Genomic DNA, 22,530 nt, shown 5'->3' with positions numbered 1-22,530 from the left:
TTATCTTTAATAATGGTATTTACATACTGGATAAATGTCCAGTTTGTTGGATGAAAAATCCTCGCATACACTAGGCGCTCCGTACAACATACTCACACCAGCTCAAACCAACAGCGATGAGCGGTACATCATCACACAGAGGCATCATGAACGAGCGTCGCGCCCTAGGATTTGGGCTATCAGCGGTATTACTTTGGTCAACAGTAGCGACCGCATTTAAATTGACTTTGGCGGAATTCTCACCGATTCAGATGCTGACCATGGCGAGTATTGTCTCGGCTATCGCACTTATCGTGGTATGTGGCGTGCAGGGCAAGCTGAATCAACTTAGTTCAACGTTTCTTGCCAATCCTTGGTACTACTTACTGCTCGGATTGATTAACCCGCTGGCGTACTACCTTATCTTGTTTAAAGCATACGACTTATTGCCAGCCTCCCAAGCGCAGGCGATCAACTACAGTTGGGCGATCACGCTCACCTTGATGGCGGCGGTTTTCTTGGGTCAGAAGATTCGCAATAAAGACTGGATTGCTTGTGGTTTTAGTTATTTGGGTGTCATCGTAATTGCCACCAAAGGCAATGTGCTCGGAATGGAATTCGAAAGTCCGCTTGGTGTGGGATTAGCGCTACTTTCCACATTGCTTTGGGCAAGTTACTGGATTCTCAACACCAAAAACAAAGCCGACCCTGTGGTGGGCGTGCTATTGGGCTTTTTGGTTGCGATTCCGTTTGCGATTGGTTTAAGCATTTATGAAGGCGCAGACTGGAGCCAAATCACCGCGAAAGGTTGGGCTGCAGTGACTTATGTTGGTCTGTTTGAGATGGGCGTAACCTTCGTGTTGTGGCTAACGGCACTCAAGCTCACCGAGAACACCGCACGCATCAGCAACCTGATTTTTGCTTCACCATTCATCTCGCTCATGCTGCTTGCGACCATCATTGGTGAAGAGATTCACCCATCCACTTTGATTGGCTTAGTGCTGATCATCAGTGGCTTGGTGATTCAACAAGTCAAGTTCGGCAAAAAGCAAAAACAGGCGAACACCGTTCAATGATGACGTCCGAAACCATTGCAAAAATGAGACGCGATTTATAAAAAAGAGAGCTAGCTAACAGTTTACTCGATTAATGAAGTGTTCCTTGCTTGGATTTGTTCGGGCTTTGGATACGATATAGCCAAAGCCCGATATGAACGTCTAATTAGATGTTAACAACACAAATCCAAGGGCGCTCAGGATGCTTTATTAACTATGTTTCGCTTCGCTATCTCCCCTGCATTGATGACAGACTGGAAACAGGCTCTGCAACAATGCTGTGATGCCACACAGGCGCACGGTCAGCTTTATACTTTCAGCTACACTCGCCAATGGCACTTGAGTGAGGTGGCGACGTCGCCGCAACATCATCGTGAAGTCGTCGCGATTCTCGATCCAGCCACTGAGCACTTTATCTATCCTCAGCTTGTTGTTGAACAAACACCCTTTCAAAACCAAACCTTGAGTTACTGCCCGGTATGGCTGCCGAGCGGTGAGCTGTTTGCTGCGCTCGCATTGGTTCATCCAACTGACCAAAATACTGTTGTTTCCGGGTGGTTAAGCGCATTGGCTGGACGCGTCGGCTTTGATGTTGCTCAGACTTATCATAAAGAGCAGCAGCGTCACGATATTCAATTGCCCGACTTACTGCCATCCCTACAAGAATTCATTGATTGCTTAGAAGACCACACGTGGATAAAAAGCACCGATGGTCGCTACGCGATGACCAACCGCAGCGTTGAAGACTCTTGGCAAATGACCGGCAGTGAAATCGTCGGCAGGAATGACTTCGAGTTATTCAGCAGTCGTCGAGCGAAGAAGTTCATTGATACCGACCAGTTGGTGATCGCTACGGGCAGCCAAAACACGGTGGAAGAGTGCACTCTCATTGATGACAACAACAATCCGACTTGGCTGGAAACCATCAAATCGCCAATCCGCAATCAAACCGGAGAGCTGATTGGTATTTTGGGTATGACACGCAACGTCACTCGCCGAAAAATGGTGGAGACTCAATTGTCATTGGCGTCGAAAATCTTCGATAACTCCCATGAAGGGATGGTGATTACTGACCGCAAAGCCAATATTCTTGATGTAAACAGCGCCTTCACCCACATCACTGGTTACGCAGCAGAAGAGGTGATCGGTAAGAACCCAAATATCTTGCGCTCTGGGCATCACGACCGCGAGTTTTATCAACAGTTGTGGCGTCAGCTAGAAAGCAAAGGTCAGTGGAAAGGCGAGTTCATCAACCGCAAAAAAGATGGCAGCATTTACCCACAGCTCGCCACCATCAGCGCGGTGATGGACGATAAGAACCATCTGATCAACTACATCTGTGTATTCGAAGACATCTCGGTACGAAAAGCGCACGAAGAAAAGCTACAACGCATGGCGTTTTACGATCCATTGACCAACCTTCCTAACCGTACTCATTTGATCAGCTTGCTAGAACAGCACATTGAGAACGGTCAGAAGCATCAACACGCGTTTGCGACTCTGTTCCTCGATATCGACCACTTCAAGCACATCAACGACAGCATGGGGCACTTCTGTGGTGACCAGTTACTAACTAAACTCGCTGAACGTCTGCAAGATGTGCTGCACTTGCGTGCTCATGTGGCACGTATCGGTGGCGATGAGTTTGTCATTATATTGCCGAATATCGAATCGGATTCGCAGCTGATCGATACTATTGAAGACATACTCTGCCTGTTCAACCGTCCTTTTGAAGTCAGCAAGAACGAATCTTTACGTATTTCCACCAGCGTAGGTGTGGCACGTTACCCTCAAGACGGGCAAGACAGTGAAACCTTGCTCAAGAATGCCGATACCGCCATGTACTTGGCGAAGAAAAACGGTCGTAATGGCTACGCATTCTACTCACCAGATTTGACCGATAAATCCGTGTCTCACGTGCGTATGCAGTCTGCTTTGCATGAAGCGATTGAGAAAAACCAACTTCATTTAGCGTACCAACCGCAATACAACTTAAGTGCAAACGAACTGGTTGGCGTAGAAGCCCTGCTACGCTGGCAACATCCCGATCTTGGGATGATTTCTCCAGCGGACTTTATCCCGATTGCAGAGAAAACGGGCTTGATTCAAAGCATTGGTAAATGGGTCTTGGAGCAAGCTTGTTTGCAAGGTCGCGCATGGCTGGATAACGGCATTGAATTTGGCAAGCTCGCGGTGAACGTATCGGCTCTTCAGCTACAACAATCAGACTTCATCAGCAAACTTGGGGTGATTCTCAAAGAGACCGAATTCCCGGCGCACCGCCTAGAGCTGGAAATCACCGAAAGCTTCTTGCTGATTGACCCACAACAAGCCATCGCGTCACTCAACTTGTTGCGCGAGCTCGGCATTGAGATCTCCCTTGATGACTTTGGTACCGGTTACTCGTCACTGTCTTACCTCAAAGGTTTGCCAATCAACAAATTGAAGATCGACCGCTCTTTCGTAAGCGATGTTCCAAGCAATACCGACAGCAATGCGATCGTGAATGCCATCATCGCGATGGGACAAACCCTGTCATTGAAAGTGGTTGCCGAAGGCATCGAAACTGACGAACAAGCCCAATACTTATTCGAGCGTGGCTGCATCTACGGACAAGGCTTCCGCTTTAGCGCCCCAGTTCGCGCCGAGAAGTTATTTAAATAAAAAAGACCGAGCACTGGCTCGGTCTTTTTCAATTCTTTTTCTTAGCGAGTTACTGTTCAGGAACAATAAAGTTTGTACACTAAATTAGCTTTGGAATAATAAAGTTTGTACACTAAAGTGACAATACAATTTATGCTGTGAGACCATACTTCAAAAGAGTAACTTCATTTGCAACTAGATTAATCCCAACAGCTGTATCACAAACACTTAACGGAGGCATGTTTCCCGTAAATATATTTGGCTTTTTTAACCACTTCAGAGATGTCTCTCTTTCGCCAAAGTAAGAGTCTAATTGCTGCAATAAATCCAGTATCATTAGCAGCTTCTCACTACTCTTAGGGGAGAGCCTTCCATTCTTACCTTCCAACTTGAGAGTAGAGTTGATATTTAACCCTATTAACCGAGAGAACTCTCGTTTCGATAGCTGTAGCTCTTCCTTTGCAAAATAAAAATAGTCAGTTGATAAGCCCAACCTTATAATTTCCAAGGTTTTATAATTGTAAAAGTCACTAGGAACCTTATGATTACTTTTACACATACGCTTCTTCCTAATTTGTATAACCAACAAATATTTATCTGGTGAAAGGCTTTTTTCTTTCGAAGCGGAGAGCTGTTTTAAAGCAATGTAGCTCTCTCAGGACTCGCTTTTCACCTTCAGAGACACCAATCTCATATTGGTGTCTTTCTATTGACTTCCTCATCCGATAAATCCATTTATCACAATAATTATAGTGGCTTATCGTGCTCTTTCGAACATGGCTTTTATCTCTATGAATTTGAAGTTGTTCAGTAACAGGGCATTCACCTGAGAGACCAAAGGGAGCTAAACGACAAAGGGTACAATTTTGACCTTTGAGCCTACCTATATAGGTCTTACACTTTAAGCCATTGATAGGAAAGAAGTAAAACTCCATATGTTCATATAGCAAATCCATTAATTCCGTATAAAACTTTTCAATTAAAGACTCTAGATATGAATCCGTAGAAAAGTAAGCACTCTTAAGCTGATTTTCATTACTTAATGAACTTCTCTGGTATTGAGAAAGAAGACCGTAATCAACAACCTCGGTATATCCTTCTTCATAATGGTCACTTTTTTTATACAAAAACTTTGATATTAAAAGTTGGATGCAAGGAGCTAGTCTAGCTTTTTCATAACTGTGTGAGCCAGCATCAAGGAAAAGTGAATCATTAGTTAAACGGCAAACACTTTGCTCATCTTTCACTTTCTGGATTAGATCAGAGGTGCTTCGTAGAAATTTCTGTGCGGAAATCACATCGAGGTCAATATCATGTTTTCTGCAGCGCGAACCAAGCAGCCAACTGTGTTTGAAATAATAAAAGCCTAAGTTTTGTATCTGCTCTTTAATGCACTCCACACACAAGCGAATGGGGATTGGACTCCCACAAGTTTTTTTATGATATTTCGGAAAAAAAGTAAGTTCGAAGCTTTTTAGATGACTGATAGGGTTTGAAAAAATAGAGTCAGCAGGTTTATCTTGAAATGTTTTTTCGTATAACTTTAGTAAACTATTTCGCTCAAAGGAGCCAAATGCAATCTGTGCTGGTAGGGGGACGCTTGGCTCACTTCCCCATCCATCGGAAGTTATAATTGTATAAAAACAACGATACCCATTTCTTCTTAAAACCCTATATATAAAACTAACCATCGCTTCATCAGGCATCACTCCGAGCCCAATATAACTTTTAAACATTCAGATAAAGCTCCGCCATGCCATCTAGCTTACTTTTCACTTCTTTCCAGTTGGGCATCACACTGGTTAGTAAGCGCCAGAAACGCTCGCTGTGGTTGTATTCAGCAATGTGGCAAAGCTCATGCAAAATCACGTAATCAATGCACTCTTTAGGCGCTTTGATCAGGTGAGGGTTGAGCATCAAGGTGCCTTTGGCTGAGCAGCTTCCCCATTGTTTTTGCATCGGCATGATGCGAAATGAGGGGATGCCGTCTACCCAGGTTGCCTGCGGTAAAAGCTCAGCCAAGCGTTCATGGAATATGCGCTCTGCACGAACACCATACCAACCAGATACCAGTGCTTTGACGAGCTTGGGCTTATCTTCATTGAAGCGGTTAAGCGTGACTAACAGCTTGCCTCGTTCCATCTTCACGTTGGAAATGGCATCTTGGTCTTCAACCACCTTTAGCACATAGCGACGGCCTAGATAGAATTGCATCTCACCACTCACGTAGTGTTTGGTTTGCACATATTCTAAGTGAGATCGGAACTCGACCAGTGCATTCCAAATCCATTGAGCGCGTTGCATGACCGCCTCGTGGATTGCCGATTTATCAGCATCTTGAGGGGCAGTGACAGCCACTCGACAATCTGGATGTACTCGGATTGTGATTTTCTTTTTCTTGCCTTCGGCAAATACTTTGCGGATCACCTCATAGGTAACAGCTTCATCACCATAGATGAAGCTGTATTCCTCGGTATTGCCTTCTTGATGGTTAACAGAAGTCATGCTTAGTGACCTGACAAACCAAGGCGAGTGATTTGAATGACATCCGTAATAATGGCTTGCGCTTTATCGATACCAACATCATTAAACAGAAGTGGCAGCAGCCCTAAACGAATTTGGTTTTCAATCTCTGATGGGTTAATTGAAAACTCGGCAACCGCCTTACGCACAATGCCATCAATGTCTAACGCATACTGAAAGCATTGCTCTTCGGTTAGAGGTAACGGCTCTCCTAATACTTTTAAGAACAGACCAAAGTAGGCTTGAACATGACGTTTGATTTTAGGATCAAGTTCTGCAAAGCGATCAGTCGGCATTCCAGCTACCTCTCGATCTTTAACCTGCTGCTCGAAGTCCGCAAACAGAAGGTACTGTTTTACAGGGCTGTCAAACATCTCCTTGGTTTTTTCGATGGCTTGCTTTAACAAGTTAGAGAAATACTCTTGCGCATACGGATCATCCGCCAAATCTTGCTCAATCATCTTGGTTACACGACCTGTGATGACATCCTTTTTGTTATTGGCTTCATCATCGGTCATTTGCTCTGGTTTGGCATCTTTACCCATGTTACCAACCAGATAAGCGCCTTCTGGCTCTTCAATCGACACACCTGCAATGTGCTTGTCTAACATGGCGCGAATATTTTCTGAATACTCGTCGTAGTCCACGGTTTCCTCTGCATCAGCACGTACTTGTTGGCGCAGTTGGCTCATGGATTTCAACGTGTTTTTATAAAGCTGACGCTTATCATCAAAGCTCTTATCTTCAAAGTAAGTAGCCGATTGCAGAGCTACTTTTAAGCAGTTAGCAAACGCAGTCAGCGCATCATAAAAATCATTACGCAGCTTTAAGTTAGTATCAGTTAGCTGACCATCGCTGTCGTTTGTGTAAATGGTATCAATTTTTGGAGCTAATACCTGACGCAGTGCTTGACCATCTTGCTTGTTCTTCACTCCAGAAAAAATAGCCCATAGGTCATCATACAAACCTGGTAACTTCTTGTATTCGGTATCCATGCGGTTATATAAACCTTTGAGATCGTCAATATCAAAACCGCCTTGGGTACGTTCAGCCAAGTCTTGGTACTTCTCAATGGTGATGTCCAGTTCTTTGAGGATGCCACGATAATCAATCAAATAACCGAACTGCTTTTTGCTGTGTAGGCGGTTAACCCGTGCAATGGCTTGAATAAGGTTGTGCTGTTTTAAAGGCTTGTCGATATAGAGCACCGTGTTTTTAGGCTCATCAAAGCCCGTTAGCAGTTTATCTACCACGATCATAATGTCAGGACCTTCATCCTTTTCAAATTCTTGGACGATATGCTTGGTATAGGCTTTTTCGTCTGACCAGCCTTTATCGATGACATTGGCTTTCCACCAATTTTGTACTAAATCGGTACTTTCACTATCAACGCTATCATGTCCCTCACGAGTATCGGGTGGCGACATCGCTACAACTGAAGTCACTTTACCTATTTGGTCTAACAGCTTCTTATAGCGAATTGCTGAAGCTTTAGAGTCACACGCCAATTGCCCTTTCAATCCTTGTTGCTTGAAGTTCTGGAAATGATCAGAAATATCGTGCGCGATTAACTCTAAACGCCCTTCTGTTTGATAGATCTGACCTTTTTGAGCGAACTTACGTTTTAGATCGCTGCGTTGCTTTTCCGATAGGGTATCGGTAATACGGTCAAACCATGCATCAATGGCTTTGTCGTTGGTGCTCAGATCAGGTTTACGCTCTTCGTACAACAACGGCGTAACAGTGCCATCTTCGACAGCTTGCTGCATGGTGTAAGAGTGGATGATCTTACCGAACTTGTTCTCGGTTTTATCGTCTTGCAGCAGAGGCGTACCTGTAAAACCGATGTAAGCGGCTTTTGGCAAGGCTTGTTGCATTCGGATGTTGTTTTCACCGTTTTGGCTACGGTGTCCCTCATCCACTAATACGATAATGTCAGGGCTATCGTTGTAGCATTCTGGTAGGTTAATCGCCGTACCAAACTTGTTGATGATCGAGAAGATGATACGCTCATTGCCTTTACCGATTTGCTCTGCAAGGCGTTTGCCAGTGGTTGCCATCGCATCTTTTTTGTCTTTATCTGACAGTGCGCCACCAGAGGCAAAGGTGCGAGCAAGCTGATCTTCTAAATCCACACGGTCAGTCACAACCACAACGCGGCATTTGGCTAACTCTTTTAGCCAAATCAGGGCTTTTGACAAAAATACCATAGTGAATGATTTGCCTGAACCTGTGGTATGCCAGATCACACCGCCATTACGTGCGCCTTTGTCATCAAAAGAGGTGATGCGTTCCACTAAGGCTTTGATACCAAACACTTGCTGATAACGCGCAACAATCTTGCCCGCTTTTTTATCAAACAATGTGAATAAACGGGTTAACTCTAGTAGGCGGTCATGGCGCAGCAAGGACACCAATAAGCGGTCTTGATCTGTCACCACCAAATCACCACCTGCGATCAGTGATAGATATTCGTCTTTAATCGCTGGCGTACGATGGTTGAAAATCGCATTAAGTTGCGCGTCACTTAGTGGCGTGTTCTTAAGGCGTTCAAAGGTGCTTTCGGTGATGTCTTCTTCTTTCCATTTCGCCCAGAACTTCTCAGGTGTGCCGCACGTACCGTATAAGCCATCATGCCCATTAATGGACAACAACTGTTGGCTGTAAGCAAACAGGTGAGGAATTTCATCCACCTTTTGGTTGCGGATGTTTTGCGAAATACCTTCGGTGATGGTGGGTTTTCCATTGATAATGCTATCAGGACGTTTTGCCTCGATCACTACCCACGGCAAGCCATTAACGAAACAGACTACGTCAGGAATGCGTTTACCTGTACCACGGGCGTTATCAACCTCCATCTCTTCGGTGAAATGAAATTGGTTGTTTTCAGGCGTGTCCCAATCAATGATTTGAATGGTTGGGTTGGCTTTTTTACCATCAACAAACTCAGTGACGCTAATGCCGTAAGTTAAGGCGTTATAGAGCTTTTCATTGGCGGCTTTTAGCCCTTCATTCATCGCAGGGTTAGCCAGCTCTTGTACGATTTTATCAATTGCCGCTTGTGATAAATGAAGTTCTTTACCCATGAATGAATAGGTTTTAAAGCTTAAGACTTTGCGCAAAACCTGCGGCAGAATCACCGTGGTTTTGTTGCCCCGCATCGCCATGCATTCACTCGGCGGAATGAACTGATAACCAAGGTTGGTGAGTAAGGTTAGCGCTGGGATTTTTGCGCTTTGTTCTTCACGGTAGTTCGGTAAATGTGGAGAACTCATGGCTGACCTCGATGATAGGCAGCTAAATCACTATCAAGAGACCAGATGAAAACTTCACGATTAGAGAATTTTTCAATGCACTTGTTAAACTCTTCAATGATACTTAAATCACCAAAACTAGTACCCTCATTCTGTTTTGTCGCTGATTTGCTCGCTCCAGCGTGTTGTGGGTAGCTGTCTAGCCAAGTTAAAACCTCTGCTGAATTTGGAAATTCACTCGGCTGATAAGGTGCAGATCCTGTGAATGCTCCCTTTACCGCCGAACAAAATCTCTCAGCTGTTTTACGTCTTATTCCACCATCACCATTTTGTGCAATATGATTTCCTGTCTCGATAATGGTGGCCATTGGCAAGATAAATGTTACCCCCAACTCTACATAATCTTGGAAGGACGATATAACAGTTTCTTTATCTTGGTTCTTTCTAGGAACATTTAATAGATTCAGAAAGACCGACGTGTCTATGATACAAACAGAGCTCATTCATCCTCTCCTTGCATCTTAGCCAACCAATCTAGTGCATTTTGTTTTTTCTCTTCAGGTGTCACCGGTGACTTTACAAAGCGATCCACGATACCGTTGGTCACCAATTCACCGAGAGGTCCTTGGGCAACTAAACCTGGATAATCGTTTAGGTCTGACAATCTCATCAGCTCACTATCACCACTCTTAGAGTTACGATAACAAAACACCACATCACCGAGCGCTGAATCGGGCAGAGCATCCATTAGGGCAGGGTTATGCGTAGACAGCAAAAGCCGAACATTACGTTTCTGTGCCTGCTCACGCATGGTCGATAGCAGCTGTTTTGCACGAGATGGATGAACACCGTTATCCACTTCTTCAATCACCACCGTCGAGCCTTCAGGTGCCGAAAGTAATGCTGCAGCTATAGCCAACACTCTCAGTGTACCATCCGATAATAGCTCTACCGACCAAGTACGCTCTTCATCACCAAAACTCTCTACAAGTTCAAGCGATACCTGACCTCGGCGATCTTCAAAGAACGAAATGTCTTTCACATCTTGCTCTGGCAAACTTTTGATAAAGTCCACAATTACCGCGCGCATACTCTCCTCTTTCCAGAGTGTATAAAGCACGCCAGACAAGTTCGCACAATCCCCTCTCAGCGAACGTTCAGGAAAGCTATCCCCCCGCATTAATGCGGGGACAGGATCAAGAAAGAGCGTGTTAGAAAGCAGTTTTTGAAACTGCTCAGTGACCATTGGGATCTCTTTTTGCGCTTTCTTATGGCCAGATTCAAACATGGCGGAAGAAGCCAGTTGGCTCAAAACGGTGATTTGATCCGTTCCTGGAACTTGAGGCTTTTTGCCACCACGAGCGAAGTTATTGTATGCAATGCGTATATCAGTTCCTAAACCTGAAGATGGTTGAGCAATTTTATAAAGAGGAAAACTCTCTTTTGGTGAGTTGATGCTTTCTTGTGAAATATGTAACTCATCATCACGTAGAGAAATTTCAACCTCAAAATGATTCCACACCTCATCATCGGTCATACATCCCAAAGAGAATGCTTTCGCCCCCAAGTAACCCAAATCTTTCACTTGCCCACGCAAGATTTGCTCAGAATCATCGACTCGGTGCTTTAAAACTGACAGTTTCTGCCCTTGTGCAAGCCACGCAAGAAAGCGAAACGCTTCCAACGCGTTACTTTTCCCTGAGGCATTCGCACCAATCATAAGAGTCAAAGGTGAAAGGTGAAGCACCTGTTCTTGATAGCTCTTAAATTTTTTAACCTGAATTTGGCTCAGCATGTTACCTCCTCCATTTCATCAACTTTCACGCGACGCTTGCCTGTCAACAACTGCTGCATCAACGCTTTTTTCTCTTGCTTCAAGTGTGCAAGTTTGGCTTCTAACAACTCGATGTCTTTGTCGGCAGCGGTTAGAACAAAGGCAATTTTTTGTTGTTCACTAATGCTAGGAAGCAATACCTTACAGTGATTTATTTCACCTAAGTTGATTTTTTTAGGGAAAGCAACGTGAATCGTTCGCTTATACAACTCTCGATGAAACTCATGTGAATTGATGTAATAGCCCATATATGCAGAGTTAAACTTTGATTTATTTGCCTTGATTAAAGCTAAACTTACATAAAAAGAAGCACAAACATCCCAATTTAAGTGTTTAGCTGTGCCAATATCACCAATTCGTGTCATTAAAATATCATCACGTTCCAACTTGACACGTTTGTTTTCTTTTTCAAATACTTCTTCTGTGATGAACTTAGTATTAGAAAAGTCATCACGAGTTAAGTGTTCAACACTATAGAATGGAATACCTTTTTCGACATATTTTGGTGTTGAGTGTGTACCATCATAAATAGACGTGATTTTACCAAGCTCTACCTCTTCCCATTCCCCCTCATACGCTTTACCCGTTTCAGAATCTATCAAACGCTTTTTACCCGTCAATAACTGCTGCATTAAGGCTTTTTTCTGCTGCTTGCTGGCATCAATCAGCTTTTCTGTTGTTGCAATCCCGCGATCCCATGTTGAAAGGATTTGGGCGATTTTGCGCTGTTCTGGGAGTGGTGGAGTATTAATGATTAACTCTCCACAATCAGGTACACGCATATGAGCAACCGTTCCACCATTGCTAAAATCTTCAATTTGTTTCTGGCAATATCCACTCATCAGTGAATAAAACAGAAAACGGTTATCTGATTTTTCTGAGTGAGAACGATACATCATTGTTCTTTGGCCAAGGAAAATTCCTTGGGCATTTTCAAGAATGCCAGCTTCACCTACAGGAGCTTCACGGGTAAAGATGATATCTCCATCTTTCGGCGCTCCTCTGCGAATCCACTGTTTATATGTATCTTCTTCTACATATCTAACATTGTGAACATCTACTCGACCATTTCGTACATTGGTAGTTCGAATCATCTTATATGGCGTTTCATGCTCTACGTGCTTAGCCGTTTTATTTACACAGTCAATGATCGATTCACATAGTTCCTTGATCGGCTTTCTATCCCACCCATTAGGCACCATAACCCAACTCCTCTAGGTAGCCCGCCATTTCCGTTTCTAGATCCGCAAGCTCGCTTTGCAGCGCTAAACGTTCACTACGTACTGCCATCAAATCGATCTCCGCTTCTTCTTCAAAGGTATCGACGTAGCGAGGGATATTGAGGTTGTAGTCGTTCTCACGGATCTCATCGAGGGTTGCTACATACGCGTACTTATCCACGTTGTCGCCACTGCGGTAAGTTTTCACGATCTTGTCGATGTTTTCTTGCGTCAGTACGTTCTGGTTTTTGCCAGATTTAAACTCACGCGACGCATCAATGAACATTACATCGTTGGTGTCTTTCTTCTTTTTGAAGATCAAGATTGCCGCAGGAATACCTGTACCAAAGAATAGTTTTTCAGGTAAGCCGATCACCGCATCTAGCAGGTTTTCTTCAATCAATTGTTGGCGGATTTTGCCTTCACTTGATGCACGGAATAGCACGCCGTGAGGCACAACCACGCCCATTCTGCCCGTCTCTGGTTTTAGGGTTTCAATCATGTGTGAGATGAATGCGTAGTCGCCTTTGGTTTTTGGTGGCACGCCACGGCGGAAACGACCAAAGTGATCGCTTTCTGCGTCTTCATGACCCCATTTATCTAGTGAGAATGGCGGGTTTGCGGTTACGACATCAAAGTGCAGTAAGCCACCATTAGCATCTTGTAGCTTAGGGTTACGAATGGTGTCGCCCCATTCAATGCGGTGGTTGTCTTCGCCATGTAGGAACATGTTCATTTTTGCCAATGACCATGTTGAGCCAATTGCTTCTTGACCAAACAGAGCGTACTGCTTAGAGCCTGCAAAGTTCTTCTGAACCTGTTTACCACACTTCATCAACAGTGAGCCTGAACCACATGCAGGGTCACAAATGCTGTCACCTTGTTGTGGCTCTAGGATGATAGAAAGCAGATCCGATACCTCTGGCGGAGTATAGAATTCACCTGCCGATTTACCGCTGCCAGCCGCAAAGTGTTTGATCAGGTATTCGTAGGCGTTACCAATCACATCCAGCGAGCCAACACGGCTTGGGCGTAGGTTTAGGGTTGGCTTACCAAAGTCTTCCAATAGGTGGCGTAGAATGTCGTTCTTTTGCTTTTCATCACCCAGTTTATCGGTGTTAAAGCTGATGTCTTGGAACACGCCTTTTAGCTTGGTGCCGTTGGCTTCTTCAATCGCATGTAAAGCTTGGTCAATACGAGAGCCATTACCTGCTTCAAAACGGGCTTCATATAAATCCCAGAAGGTTGAACCTGCTGGAATTTTGAAAGATTGGCTAGCAAGCATGGCTTCAACCATCTCTTTGTTGTCACCGAACTGTTTAGTAAGTTCTTCTACTTTATCTTGGCGCACATCTGAGATGTATTTTAAGAACAGCATGGTCAAGATAAAGTCTTTGTAGATAGATGGATCTACGGTGCCACGGAACGTATCGCACGCCGACCAGACAGCTTTGTTGATTTCATCTTGGTTGATTGGAGAATTTGGCATTTTCTGTCTCTTATTTTTTTGATTGTTCGTTTAAAACTTGATTGGCGATGGCTTGCATCTCCATTCGTCGTAACTCAATTAGTTCTTGATATATTTGTTTTTCTCGATGTGCTCGCTGGCTTAACGCCACCACCTTTTGTTGCGTTTCTATTGGCGGAATAGTGATGGGCGTTTCCTCTAAAACCGAACGGCGGATGCTCACTTGCATTGTACCCTCGGCAGATTGCTGAAAATGACGTTGTGCGACCGATTGATTGAGTTGCCATGCAAGAAACTCCGGCAATAGCTCTATTGTGGAGTTTAAGCGAATCTGAAAATAGTGCGGCGAGCAGATCACTGGTAACGCTAGCGCTCTCAAATCGTCTTCTGATACCCAAGATGCAAGATTTCTTATTCCACGCGCAGCAAATATTACGTCGCCGTCTTGAAGCCATTCAGGATTTTTTCGCCCAGCAACATCGGCACGAACAAGCTTCGACCAACTTATTTTCCCATCTGCACTTTGATCTCTGGTTTGAATGACATAGCCATTCCCATTTAAGGCTTCTTCTATCGAACCTCGGAAAGAATGGCCAGATCGAACTACCGCGATTTCTTTTAGTCTTATAAGCAAAAAACAAACCTGCATCATTTCATGTGATGCAAAAAATAATGCTTGACGGTGAACGAAATGTCAACGTAATCTAGAAAAATAGCATCATCTTTAGTGATGCACTAAAAATGTATGGAGGGTATATGCCGACAACTGTAAATTCTGCGTTTAATCAATTTATGTCTGACAAGGTCAATCTTGATAGTAAGAAAACAACCACAGCGCGTTCCAGCCGAGATTATTTGAAAGGGCAAGTAAAAGGGCTAACTGATTTCTTTCCACTTTACAGTGACAAGGACATCAATTTTGGTTCTTTTGCGAGACGAACGAAAATTCGTCCCTTAGATGATATAGATATGATTTTCACACTGTCGGCAAATGGCTGTACATGGGAGGAGAGTTTTGACGGCACTATATACATCAATACACCGACCGAATCCCCTGAGTATAAGAGCTTTCGCCATGACAGTTCATTTCGCCTCAACTCACGTAAGGTCATCAATCACTTTGTGAGTAAATTGACCGAGCTGAATCACTATAGCAAAGCGGAACTACACAGAAATCAAAACGCAGCAACGCTGAAACTAACAAGCTATGACTGGAACTTTGACATCGTTCCAGCTTTTTTTACTACTGAAGATGCCGATGGAAAAACCTTTTACATCATTCCTGACGGCAACGGTCACTGGATAAAGACAGACCCAAGACTAGATCGACAGCGAGTCACTGATATCAATCAGCAATGTGGTGGTCACGTGCTTAATGCGATCCGAGCAATTAAATACTGGCAACGTAGAGCGACGATGCCTTCAATGCCGTCTTATCTCTTAGAGAATTTGGTTCTTAATTACTTTGCGGAAAAAGGCGAGGCGAGCCTGTTCGTCGACATCAACATCATCAATGTTCTTCAATACATAAAGAACAACATTTGGTGGAATGTCAATGATCCAAAAGGAATTCAAGGAAATTTGAACACTTTATCTTGGGACGAAAAGACTAAAATTTCGCGAAAAGCGGAAACAGATTTCAATACAGCCCTAGCAGCGCGGGAGTTTGAGAAAGAAGAAGACCACAAAAAAGCAATTGGAGAGTGGCGCAAAGTGTTTGGTAACGACTTCCCACAATATGGATAAAAAATGACAAATATCATAGCTAATCAGAAAAGTACTGAGGCCATTGAAGCCGGCACAGCATTTCGCTTTGCCTACAAAAAAGCAAAAGCTTGGAAAGCAGCAATATGGTCAACTACATTGCTGTTTGCTGTCGCACAAACAGTAGCGTCAGCGTACATTTTTTCCAACGGCACCCCTGAGATAGATCCGACACCTTATGTTGTAAGTTTACTTCTAGCATCAGTCTTCGCAGGCTGCTTTGGTAAGCTGCAAGTTACCAAATGGATCAATATGGGTTGTACACTTCAACGTTTACATGATTATTTAGTTATAGCTGTCGGCGTAAGACCCACCCATATCGAACTCCCAAGAAGTAAAATCATTGAGTTGAGTCAGAAGCAGATTCGCAAAACACCAAGCGACAAACAGGAACTTGAAAATTGGTGGTCGACTTCACTGGACACAGTACCGTTCTCTGTTGCAAAAGTAATAGCAACGTACTCAACTTTTGCATGGGAAAGTGAACTTCGTAAGAAGTATCAAGCGTTGTTAACTGCACTTTTAGCAGCAAGTATAGCGAGTCCAATTGTCTTAGCCCTACTCCTGAACTACACAATCTCCCAATCAATCATATTTACTATTGCACCATTTACGCCCTTTATCTCCGTACTTTTAGATGAGTGGATAACAAATAGGCAAAATTTAAACATCGCTAATGACTTAACTAAAGAATGTCACACCTCTTGGCGAAACATTGTAACTGGCAAGTTATCAGAGGATGAAATAGAAGAGGTGACTGAACAACATATGAATTTTTGGCAAAACTTCCGTCAATCCGCAACACCAATTTTTGAGTGGATATACAAATATTCTCAGCGTCAAATGGAGATGAATATGGTCGTTGATACCAAAGAATTAGTAAAACGATATCAAGACATTCTATAAGGAAGTACAACTCAGAGAAACTTACCAAACCCTATCGGCTTCGTGGCTTGAGGCAATATCCCCTCAAGCCATTTTTTGTCATGATGGTAAAGCCAGAAGAAAGCAGCATTACACTTAGATTTAATATCCCGTCTGAGTGACGACGAATTGACTGCAACATAACGCAATAGCTCCAACCTACATCGACGTCGCTTAGACTCAAAGTGACAACGCTTTCTCCACTCAACAAGCCCATTCTTACTAGAGATCACTTGCTCTACCGAACCGATACCGACACCACAGATTTCAGAAATACTCTTTCTATGCATTGATAGAGTTGCTAATTTAATTATCTTATCTTTGATGCCATTGGTTAACATTCTTGGCTTTAGTTTGATCGGCACGCCATTTTTCAAAGCTATCCGCTTTAAGTAAGAGCGGCTTTTTCCTGTGATACGATAGACCTCAGCCATTGATTCGCCTTGCTTTAGTAGTGCAAGACATTGACGTTCTATATCTTTACTTTTACTAACAGTCTCCTGCGTTACAACTGTTGTTTTCACGACATCATAGTCAAAAATATCTTCTGCACGCTCAAATAGCCACGAACCAAATAAAAGATGTCGAAATGGGTGATGGCTGCTCATCGAAAGTAATAGTTCTGATAAATATCTATAGTCTCGAATATGCTTTGGTAACGGATTGTCACCATAATCAGCAAACGGATGAGCATAGTTAAAGAAGTCTTTGAAGAGCACTTGCCTTCTTATATGGTTACCACGAGTAACATACCCAAGCTCATCCAATCTATTACGATATGCTTGCGCCCAATTAAAAGGCTTCATTTCCTTGCTCAAGATTTTTAACAAGCTGTAACTATAGGTGGCAACCTTGACCTCAACGTCTAAAGGGCTTGATTCAGGTGGGCTTGTTAGCGGAGGGAACAAACCTCGTTCAAGCTTTTGTCTTGAATTCAATCGAGTTACTTGCAGCAACTCTCGATGCTTGTAGCATGTGGATATACCACAAATCTGATGACTTCGGTGCCAATACGCAACGCCATGATTGGAAATGTCCTCAATAGCACATTGATGGCACCATTTTAGATAAACTGTACTACCTTGCCCAAAGGAAGCAAGCTGGCTTTCCCACAAAGCCTTATTCCCATCATTATTCAGAAGTGATTTTCGCAATTCGTGTGAGTGCTGAGGTAAAAAAAAGAAGAAGAGTGGCGCAAGAGTTTGCTCATATAGAAGCTTAGATTCGCTATCTCTTAGTAACGAGGATAGCTTCGATACCCCTACAGTCAACGTAGGGTGAAACGTATGCCTAGAAGACGCTAAAACTTTTTCAGTAAATTGGCTTGAAGACTCACCTAATAAACAAAAATGACGAACTAATCGTCCAAAGAGTAACTCATCATCAAATGCGCGTGTAACAAACATACTGAACTAACTAAACGTTTCTAAAGGGTCATCACATAACAAGCCCGAATAACGAAGGCTTTCAATCAGGTCACTATCCTGGGCTGCTCGTTGAATAAGAGAGGTATCCAAGACCCTATCTATCAAATCTTCAGCTAGCCCAACTTCAGTTAATGCTTCAGCAAACTCTGGGTGGTGTGGACGAGTAAGGTCTCCTGGAATTGTCACGGGCTTAGACTGTGTTTTAACGACTTCTTTCTGCGTGTGGCCCTCACCTATATCACCATTAGGATCTGAGTTTCTTCCTTCTCTATTTCTTTTTAAGATAGAGATCCTTTGCTTTTTCCTCAGCTCTTCCGTAAGTGTTTTCGTCAGGCGTACGGCTATACTAGCGCCAAGCTCAAGTACCTCTTCAGTAATCCTCTCATCAGATGAACCTATAATGGCTTTTTGAGCGGCGTAGTAAATGCGAACAGCCAAGTCCATATTCCCAGCAGACAACGAGTAAAGTCTATTACTCAAGCTAGGGGTCAATGGCGTCGCAACATTCGTCCACTGTAAACACCAAAGTTCATCAACAAACAACTCCCATTCATCGTCATTTTTCATTAGTTCTACGTTGAAATAACCACTGCTTTCCGCTCTTCGGGCTGATTTAAAGCTTTTACTTAACAATGTGTCAAACGGAGGGTTGGCACAAAAAAGTAATGGTATTCCTAGATTATTGACTAAGTTATGCAGGAATCCCAGAAGTCGATCTGCACCGCCAGCTTTGGCGAGATTTAGGTTTTGCATCTCATCAATAACAAGGACACCGAGAAAACTGGATTTCATTTTAGCTTCAATTTGCTCTAACAATAGAGCAATGGTTCCCGCTGGTTTAGTTGGAGGAAGACTTAGTTTTCGATCGATTTGCTCTAAAATGCGATGGCAGAGTCCCTTCACACTTGAGTCATCAGGACAATCTACTTTAATCCAAACAACTTGCGGAATTGCTAATACTTTATTCTGGTAATATCGGTGTTCGATGACATCTGGAAAGCAGTTGAGCACTTGTTCAAGCATGCATGTCTTTCCTACACCGCTTTCACCGATGATTGTTATACCGCTGCCCTTCGGTTTAAAAAAACCTGTTCTCGGTTCAACATCAGGACGGCTATCAGATGAGTAATGAAGGTAATTCATCGTCGTTGGTGACAATGGGTTTTTTGCTGAATATCCCTCCTTAATCGCCATTTCAATAGCCCTAAAGACATCCAAATAGAGTGGAAGAGGCTGCCTCAGCTCTTTCAATCGAGTAAGGTACTCTAACCTTTCAATCTCTTCTAATTTCGTTTCATCAAGGTTTCGTTCAGGATAATTACTTAACTTTACAACTAATTCAGAATCACCCACTTTGGGTGGTAAAGCTTCGATTAAAGGGTTACCTCGGTGCTCTGGCAAAATGGCTTCATGGTAGCTAGCGTTTTCACATCTCATTATCATTAACCTTTTTTCGCTTTAGCATCGATATTACTTTTTTCTTTTTATTATCAATATACTCACCCGATGAACCAGATTCCATATTCTGCTCTGTCAGACTAGATTGAGTGCCACCATCCTCAAGTCTTTGTGCGAGAATAGCTTCTCGCCTTCTCGCTTTCATGCCCTTTGTTCTCTCAGATTTCGAGCTAAGTGATGGAGCTAATGCTGCTTCCTCTTTTGCATTTTGGATAGTCTGATTTCTTCTCTGGTGACGCTCAATCGACTTCGCTGTTGGTCTGGCTTTTTTCTGCTCTAATTTAAGCCAATCTTCAAAATACAAAATATCTGCTTGGTGCCTATGGGAAAAGTTAGCTGATTCTTTCATCAACTTACAGCGTGTAAAACCGCTTTCTTCTTCAAGCCTGACATATATAAAGCTAGAGTTATCATGATCAATCAGTGCATCGAGAGGCCATGACCCATGATTTCTAGCAATGACCTTCCAATTATCAAAACTAGGGTGACCCGAGTCATAGTACATTTGGTCATTGAGTCTAATACCTTTACCCGTCATGGTTACTTTAGTGGCAGGTAAAAGACGAGCCCGAACATGCGCTTCATCTGCTCTACTCAAAGCATGTTTCTGCGCTTTCACATGTAGATTCCAATAGTTAAAGGGGGTTGGAGGAAGCCCTGATTCTATAAGTAACGTGCTCTGCTTGGCCAAGTCTTTAAATATTGAGCTGTTATGCTCCAATACTGCATCAATAAGTAGCTTAGTTACGTCCCTAAGTGTTAATGCTGCATCTAATCTTGGATCTCTATCTCCTCTAATGTAGTGTCGTCCCTTAGTTGTCCCCAACAGCTCATGAACTAGCTTTTCATTCAAAATCTTGAAACGATGCTCAACTATCCCTTTCAACTCAGCTCGGTAAGGCGGCGCAATACTCAAGTGACCAATCAGTGGTACCGCGAGGTTCTCGGCATCTTGGCAAATGAACTCACCTCGATCACAAAGCAGCCGCTGAGGGATGTGATGACAAGGCCAATCCGTTTCACCTATTTCAATACCAAACTCAGCACAATACCCTTTCTTTGAAGTAAAACTGTTAATTAAAGCCTGTCGTCCCGCTCTCCATGAAGCGTACTCCATTGAAACATGAAGCCCAACAATCATCCGACTCTCTTTATCCACCACACAGTAAACTGTTGGTCTACCTAAAACATGATTCCTCTGAAAGTCCGAAACAATATGAACATCTAAAACCGTTGCATCAAGTTCAAAGCAACTACCAGGAACTTCTGTATGATCAGTCGCAGCCCCCTTCAAACTACGTCTATTTCGCTCAAAATCACCCTGATTGGTCTGCTTACGAATCAATGTATGTGCTGGGATTAGTTTCTTAACCCAATAAACAAATGCTCTATAATTTGGCACCCTTGCATCTCTAGACTCAGATTCCGAAGCGATTAACTCATCTGCATAGTATTCTTTGAGCATTTTGTCATAGACTCGGCTGTATCGGATTTTTTCACCTTTGAGACCGAACCGCTTCATTGCCTTAAGAAACAGAGCCTTATCAGCTTCGGTAGTATTCACACCTATAGGAGCATCGATACTAGGACTTGATAACTGTACTGGTGAGCCACGTTTTACTTTACCAGCAGCCCTAGTTTTCCCTCTCCCTCCTGAGTTCTTGTAGCTTGGTAAAAGTGCATTTCTCTCTTGGCCATACTTCCAGTAGAGATTCAGCGCTCTATATATATTCTGCACATATGTGTTGTTCGCCTTTGCGTGCTGAGAAGCCAAGGCACTGCGAGGTTGATCAACTAGATTGAGCAAAAAGTCAGAAGAAGAAACTAAGTCTACGATCAGTGAGTATTTCTCATTTCTTTTGGCGAGATGACTCTCTGAAATATCATCTTCAGATTGCAATTGGTAATAAGGCAATTCATACAGGCTTTGCTGAGCTTTACCGACTTTGATTGCCTCACTAAAAAGATCAAAAGCTAGTTTGATCGGCCGTTGCAAAGCCTTTGATTCGACCAAAGGAAACAAGATGATAATGCGATCCGCTGTATGCTGCTGTAAAACTCGGTATAGGCCATCATTGAGACCATCCAAGCTTTCAATTTGCCAAACACTATTTAGCTCAACTTGCTGCATGTTGCTTTGAAGTTCCATCTATCTTGATTTCCATGATTTCAATCATCCCTGATAGGACGATAGGGCGAGACAGGTCAACTGTTACTTCTTTGTCAGCCAACAGAGACTTTAACAACATCAAGGCATCATCTTGCGAAATGCCAATTTCATGAGAAAATGTTTCACAGATTTCATTCAATTGCATAGTTCCGATCATCAACAGACGTTTAGCCACATCTCTAAATTCATTCGGTGTTGATGGGTATTTCTTGCGTTTAGTGTCTGTAATCCATTGAATATTCTTGGACTTAATCTGATTAAGCTCCGATAGGTAAAATATGTGAAAAGGGACGCCAAGCAACTCCCACCACACCCGCTCTATATCTAGTTTTTCGGCTGTTCTTTTGTCAGACAGTTTTTCTCTTGGTTTAACACATACAGCTTCATACCAAACCCTTTGACCATCACTACAGGTTAAAAGGAAATCAGTGGTCATGATGACAGGATCTTTAGTGGCAGGGTGTTTAGGGTGCTCAATACCAAGTGATTGAGCGATTTTTAATGAGAGGGAGAGGGGAAGCAAAGGAAACTGCTCCCGAATATCTATAACTGAATCAGAAAACTCAGCCAAGTAGAAAAAACACGACTCTTGTTCCGATAGGGTATGGTGACTTCGACCTGACTTTATTCCTTCAATCTTACCGCTATGACCATGAGATTTAACATCTTGAACTCTTATCCAAGGTGTATAACTGGCTCCCTCACCTAAACCATAATTCTGTTTCAAAGCTCGCTTGAAGTCGGCGAGCTTCTCAAGTTTTCTTCGTCCAGCCACAACATATACTCAATCCAATTCGATACAGTATATTAT

The 22,530-nt window shown here is 43.2% G+C and carries 17 protein-coding genes; 4 read left to right on the top strand and 13 right to left on the bottom strand.

From position 1 onward, the window contains the following. Nucleotides 1-146: 146 nt before the first annotated feature. Together NL647_RS14265 and NL647_RS14260 are read left to right on the top strand one after the other, a co-directional pair. Entirely contained in the window at nt 147-1,055 is a 909-nt protein-coding gene (locus NL647_RS14265; protein ID WP_017189944.1) for a DMT family transporter, read from the top strand. A 195-nt stretch (nt 1,056-1,250) separates the two neighbouring features. Further along, on the top strand, nt 1,251-3,698 hold the full coding sequence (locus NL647_RS14260; RefSeq protein ID WP_253650335.1) for a GGDEF and EAL domain-containing protein: 2,448 nt from the start codon (nt 1,251-1,253) through the stop codon (nt 3,696-3,698). A 130-nt stretch (nt 3,699-3,828) separates the two neighbouring features. Here NL647_RS14260 and NL647_RS14255 read toward each other — a convergent pair whose 3' ends face one another. Genes NL647_RS14255 through NL647_RS14215 form a run of 9 tightly spaced genes read right to left on the bottom strand, consistent with a single transcriptional unit; the run spans nt 3,829 to nt 14,610 of the window. Then, nucleotides 3,829-4,236, bottom strand: coding sequence for an antitoxin Xre/MbcA/ParS toxin-binding domain-containing protein (locus NL647_RS14255; protein WP_253650334.1), 408 nt, complete (start codon nt 4,234-4,236; stop codon nt 3,829-3,831). A gap of 34 nt (nt 4,237-4,270) precedes the next feature. After that, the gene (locus NL647_RS14250) at nt 4,271-5,413 is read right to left on the bottom strand and encodes a TniQ family protein (RefSeq protein WP_253650333.1); all 1,143 of its coding nucleotides are present in this window, start codon (nt 5,411-5,413) and stop codon (nt 4,271-4,273) included. After that, nucleotides 5,406-6,182: a M48 family metallopeptidase gene (locus NL647_RS14245; RefSeq protein WP_253650332.1), complete on the bottom strand. Its 777-nt coding sequence runs from the start codon at nt 6,180-6,182 to the stop codon at nt 5,406-5,408. The genes NL647_RS14250 and NL647_RS14245 overlap by 8 nt, the downstream gene beginning before the upstream one ends. Before the next feature lie 2 nt (nt 6,183-6,184). After that, nucleotides 6,185-9,475, bottom strand: coding sequence for a type I restriction endonuclease subunit R (locus tag NL647_RS14240; protein WP_253650331.1), 3,291 nt, complete (start codon nt 9,473-9,475; stop codon nt 6,185-6,187). Continuing rightward, nucleotides 9,472-9,957 carry a hypothetical protein gene (locus NL647_RS14235; RefSeq protein ID WP_253650330.1) on the bottom strand — a complete coding sequence of 162 codons (486 nt, stop codon included), beginning with the start codon at nt 9,955-9,957 and terminating at the stop codon, nt 9,472-9,474. Before NL647_RS14235 ends, NL647_RS14240 begins: the two co-directional genes overlap by 4 nt. Then, nucleotides 9,954-11,249 (bottom strand): AAA family ATPase, encoded by a 1,296-nt coding sequence (locus NL647_RS14230; protein WP_253650329.1) that lies wholly within the window; start codon nt 11,247-11,249, stop codon nt 9,954-9,956. The genes NL647_RS14235 and NL647_RS14230 overlap by 4 nt, the downstream gene beginning before the upstream one ends. Further along, nucleotides 11,243-12,490 carry a restriction endonuclease subunit S gene (locus NL647_RS14225; protein WP_253650328.1) on the bottom strand — a complete coding sequence of 416 codons (1,248 nt, stop codon included), beginning with the start codon at nt 12,488-12,490 and terminating at the stop codon, nt 11,243-11,245. The genes NL647_RS14230 and NL647_RS14225 overlap by 7 nt, the downstream gene beginning before the upstream one ends. Beyond that, entirely contained in the window at nt 12,480-13,997 is a 1,518-nt protein-coding gene (locus NL647_RS14220) for a type I restriction-modification system subunit M (RefSeq protein WP_253650327.1), read from the bottom strand. Before NL647_RS14220 ends, NL647_RS14225 begins: the two co-directional genes overlap by 11 nt. Before the next feature lie 10 nt (nt 13,998-14,007). Then, the gene (locus NL647_RS14215) at nt 14,008-14,610 is read right to left on the bottom strand and encodes a restriction endonuclease subunit S (protein WP_253650326.1); all 603 of its coding nucleotides are present in this window, start codon (nt 14,608-14,610) and stop codon (nt 14,008-14,010) included. A 122-nt stretch (nt 14,611-14,732) separates the two neighbouring features. On the opposite strand from NL647_RS14215, the gene NL647_RS14210 reads away from it, so the two are divergent. Further along, a complete protein-coding gene (locus NL647_RS14210) occupies nt 14,733-15,722 on the top strand; it encodes a nucleotidyltransferase (protein ID WP_253650325.1) in 990 nt (329 codons plus the stop codon). Between the two features lie 3 nt (nt 15,723-15,725). After that, nucleotides 15,726-16,646, top strand: a complete 921-nt coding sequence (locus NL647_RS14205; RefSeq protein WP_253650324.1) for an S-4TM family putative pore-forming effector — start codon at nt 15,726-15,728, stop codon at nt 16,644-16,646. Between the two features lie 11 nt (nt 16,647-16,657). Here NL647_RS14205 and NL647_RS14200 read toward each other — a convergent pair whose 3' ends face one another. The 4 genes from NL647_RS14200 to NL647_RS14185 are packed head-to-tail and all read right to left on the bottom strand — an operon-like array spanning nt 16,658 to nt 22,494. After that, on the bottom strand, nt 16,658-18,070 hold the full coding sequence (locus NL647_RS14200) for a TnsD family transposase (RefSeq protein WP_253650323.1): 1,413 nt from the start codon (nt 18,068-18,070) through the stop codon (nt 16,658-16,660). A gap of 6 nt (nt 18,071-18,076) precedes the next feature. Beyond that, on the bottom strand, nt 18,077-19,528 hold the full coding sequence (locus NL647_RS14195; RefSeq protein ID WP_253650322.1) for an ATP-binding protein: 1,452 nt from the start codon (nt 19,526-19,528) through the stop codon (nt 18,077-18,079). Beyond that, nucleotides 19,518-21,698 (bottom strand): transposase, encoded by a 2,181-nt coding sequence (locus NL647_RS14190; protein ID WP_253650321.1) that lies wholly within the window; start codon nt 21,696-21,698, stop codon nt 19,518-19,520. Before NL647_RS14190 ends, NL647_RS14195 begins: the two co-directional genes overlap by 11 nt. After that, entirely contained in the window at nt 21,667-22,494 is an 828-nt protein-coding gene (locus tag NL647_RS14185) for a TnsA endonuclease N-terminal domain-containing protein (protein WP_253650320.1), read from the bottom strand. Before NL647_RS14185 ends, NL647_RS14190 begins: the two co-directional genes overlap by 32 nt. Between the last annotated feature and the right edge of the window lie 36 nt (nt 22,495-22,530).

This window comes from Vibrio sp. Y29_XK_CS5 (assembly GCF_024181835.1).
Classification (GTDB): Bacteria; Pseudomonadota; Gammaproteobacteria; order Enterobacterales; family Vibrionaceae; genus Vibrio; species Vibrio harveyi.
This window is presented reverse-complemented; position numbering and strand designations above follow the sequence as displayed.

Excerpts from the sequence above, each read along its gene's own strand:
- NL647_RS14260 (WP_253650335.1), top strand. The coding sequence starts at position 1,251 with ATGTTTCGCTTCGCTATCTCCCCTGCATTGATGACAGACTGGAAACAG.
- NL647_RS14240 (WP_253650331.1), bottom strand. The coding sequence starts at position 9,475 with ATGAGTTCTCCACATTTACCGAACTACCGTGAAGAACAAAGCGCAAAA.
- NL647_RS14200 (WP_253650323.1), bottom strand. The coding sequence starts at position 18,070 with ATGTTTGTTACACGCGCATTTGATGATGAGTTACTCTTTGGACGATTA.
- NL647_RS14265 (WP_017189944.1), top strand. The coding sequence starts at position 147 with ATGAACGAGCGTCGCGCCCTAGGATTTGGGCTATCAGCGGTATTACTT.
- NL647_RS14250 (WP_253650333.1), bottom strand. The coding sequence starts at position 5,413 with ATGTTTAAAAGTTATATTGGGCTCGGAGTGATGCCTGATGAAGCGATG.
- NL647_RS14190 (WP_253650321.1), bottom strand. The coding sequence starts at position 21,698 with ATGGAACTTCAAAGCAACATGCAGCAAGTTGAGCTAAATAGTGTTTGG.
- NL647_RS14210 (WP_253650325.1), top strand. The coding sequence starts at position 14,733 with ATGCCGACAACTGTAAATTCTGCGTTTAATCAATTTATGTCTGACAAG.
- NL647_RS14205 (WP_253650324.1), top strand. The coding sequence starts at position 15,726 with ATGACAAATATCATAGCTAATCAGAAAAGTACTGAGGCCATTGAAGCC.
- NL647_RS14255 (WP_253650334.1), bottom strand. The coding sequence starts at position 4,236 with ATGTGTAAAAGTAATCATAAGGTTCCTAGTGACTTTTACAATTATAAA.
- NL647_RS14220 (WP_253650327.1), bottom strand. The coding sequence starts at position 13,997 with ATGCCAAATTCTCCAATCAACCAAGATGAAATCAACAAAGCTGTCTGG.
- NL647_RS14235 (WP_253650330.1), bottom strand. The coding sequence starts at position 9,957 with ATGAGCTCTGTTTGTATCATAGACACGTCGGTCTTTCTGAATCTATTA.
- NL647_RS14245 (WP_253650332.1), bottom strand. The coding sequence starts at position 6,182 with ATGACTTCTGTTAACCATCAAGAAGGCAATACCGAGGAATACAGCTTC.
- NL647_RS14225 (WP_253650328.1), bottom strand. The coding sequence starts at position 12,490 with ATGGTGCCTAATGGGTGGGATAGAAAGCCGATCAAGGAACTATGTGAA.
- NL647_RS14230 (WP_253650329.1), bottom strand. The coding sequence starts at position 11,249 with ATGCTGAGCCAAATTCAGGTTAAAAAATTTAAGAGCTATCAAGAACAG.
- NL647_RS14195 (WP_253650322.1), bottom strand. The coding sequence starts at position 19,528 with ATGAGATGTGAAAACGCTAGCTACCATGAAGCCATTTTGCCAGAGCAC.